The following is a 2,238-nucleotide window of genomic DNA, read 5'->3' on the forward strand; positions in this document are numbered from 1 at the left end:
TNCGANGNANAGTCAAGTATTACGAAGACTTAACTACGCCAACAACCGAAGAGTGGGGAGAAGTATGACAATTGTTCTAGATACCTGCGCTCTGATTTGGTGGAGTTTAGACCCCGAACAGCTCTCGATTCCAGCGAGGTCTTTGTGTGACCAAATGGAGATGAAAAAAAATGGTTTAGTCGCTTCCATTTCGCTGTGGAAAATTGCCTTAAAGGTCAAACAGGGCAAACTAGATCTTGGAGTCGATTTAGATTTGTATGTTGAGACCCTACTCCAATCTGATGTAGTACAAATTATTGCGATTGATGTGAGCCTCTGGGTGGCAAGTGTGGCTTTAGATTGGGGCCATCGTGATCCAGCAGACCGGGTGGTGGTAGCTTTAGCAACTCAATACCAAGCTCAGTTAATTACAAAAGATTCTATAATTGGCAATTTTTATTCAGCAACAGTTTGGTAATTTTTAACCGAAACAAAAGGGCGATCGCCTTTTTTGGAGACCATAGCAACTACCCATAACGTTATGGGTAATTATTTTTCCCTTTTTTCCAGAACGAAACGGAGTCCCATGGGAGAGGAATTCCAGGCAGTTTCATTTTTTATCTCGGCGGGCAGTCACTACCCAAACTAATGGGATGCTTCGGAAATTAGTTCATCAATCTGAGCGAGTAATACCTGCATCTGATCCCATTTGTCAGGATTTTTATCCCAGAGACGCGCAGCCTTGAGTCGTTTTACTGTTTGATCAATGCGTGACTGGGGCTTTTGTTCTGCGGTGTTGAACTTTAGCTCGTTGATACGCTGCCTAATCTCGCTTAAGGAGAGATTTTCCTGGATGGCGGTTTCTAACAAGTTTTTTCGTGATTCGGCATCTTGTAGGCGGGCGATCGCCTTCGCTTTCGTATAGGCAATTTTCCCCTCACGGAGGACTTCTAAAATATCATCAGGTAAATTGAGTAGGGGTAAACGATTCGCCGTAAAGGACGACCAATTCTGACCCAAGTTTGTAAAAATAGCTTGAATCTGCTCACCGATTTCACTACCCATAACGTTATGGGTAATCGTTTTTCCTTTTTTTTCGTTTTCTAAACGGTAAAGTAAACTTTTTACTTCTTGGGGTTCACGCTGCAACTCTATTGCCAAAAGATTAAGCACACCTTCTGCTTCTTCGACGGGGTTGAGATCTTCGCGGGTGAGATTTTCCACAAGGGCGATCGCCAGGGCTTGTTGATCGTCCAGGTCACGAATCACAACCGGAACAGTTTTGAGGCCCAACTGCAATGCCGCACGGTAACGTCTTTCTCCTGCAACCAATTCGTAGTGGTTAGCTTGGTGAGGGATCGGTCGAACCAGGAGGGGTTCTAAAATGCCATATTTTTGAATCGAAGCAGCAAGCTGTTGAATTTTCTCAAGATCGAAGTAATGACGGGGTTGACTGGCCGAAAGGCGAATATTGGCGATCGCCACGGCAGACTCTGGCTCAGTGGATAGCTCTGCTAAATAATTTCCGACGGTACGTCTAGCCAAGGTAACTCAAAGCCTCCATAAATAAATTTTCATAGTCTTGTTGAGCTGCTTTTGCGGCAGAGCCCGCTAAATCAAAAACTGTTGCCTCTTGAATTGGCGCATCAGAAATACATTGCCGCTGATAGACAATGGAATTAATGAGTGGAAATCGCTGGTCTTGACTAAGGGCCTGTTGTGCTTCTTTTAATAAAACGGTGCCTTTGACAGCGCGGCTCAGGAATAAGCCAACATGGGGCTGGCCGCCGCGCACTTTTTGTCGCTGACGAATGACCTGCAAAATTTTACTACTACTGCTGAGATCAAGACCGGATGGCTGGCAAGGAACAAGAGTGAGGTCAGAAATATCCAGAATTGTCTTTGTAATTTCACTCAGGCTACCGGGGCCATCAACCACCACCACATCATACTGATTGCTGGCCGCTTCGATGGCATCAAAAAGGGCTTCGGGATCAAGGATCGCAGCGTTCGGAATTTCTTTAGGTAAACGTGCCAGCCAGCTCGAACTTGATTGCTGCGCATCGGCGTCAATTAACGTGACATTTTTATTTTGGGCCAGCCAATAGGCAAGGTGTACTGCTGTCGTACTCTTACCGCAGCCACCTTTTTGGTTCACAATGCTGATAATGCTCACAGATCAACCTAAGATTTACCTGAGCACATTTTATATTACCCATAACGTTATGGGTAGCCACTAGCTTCAGATTTTTNNNTATT

The 2,238-nt window shown here is 45.0% G+C and carries 3 protein-coding genes; 1 reads left to right on the plus strand and 2 read right to left on the minus strand.

The window, feature by feature from the left end:
• Positions 1–64: 64 nt before the first annotated feature.
• The gene (locus tag FEK30_RS00200; protein WP_138071028.1) at positions 65–457 is read left to right on the plus strand and encodes a type II toxin-antitoxin system VapC family toxin; all 393 of its coding nucleotides are present in this window, start codon (positions 65–67) and stop codon (positions 455–457) included.
• 167 nt (positions 458–624) lie between these two features.
• Here the strand turns inward: FEK30_RS00200 and FEK30_RS00205 are convergent, their stop codons facing one another.
• Both FEK30_RS00205 and FEK30_RS00210 read right to left on the minus strand, forming a co-directional pair.
• The gene (locus tag FEK30_RS00205) at positions 625–1,524 is read right to left on the minus strand and encodes a ParB/RepB/Spo0J family partition protein (RefSeq protein WP_138071030.1); all 900 of its coding nucleotides are present in this window, start codon (positions 1,522–1,524) and stop codon (positions 625–627) included.
• Positions 1,517–2,155, minus strand: coding sequence for an AAA family ATPase (locus FEK30_RS00210; protein ID WP_030008092.1), 639 nt, complete (start codon positions 2,153–2,155; stop codon positions 1,517–1,519). The genes FEK30_RS00205 and FEK30_RS00210 overlap by 8 nt, the downstream gene beginning before the upstream one ends.
• Between the last annotated feature and the right edge of the window lie 83 nt (positions 2,156–2,238).

The sequence above is a fragment of the Picosynechococcus sp. PCC 11901 genome (assembly GCF_005577135.1).
GTDB lineage: Bacteria > Cyanobacteriota > Cyanobacteriia > Cyanobacteriales > MRBY01 > MRBY01.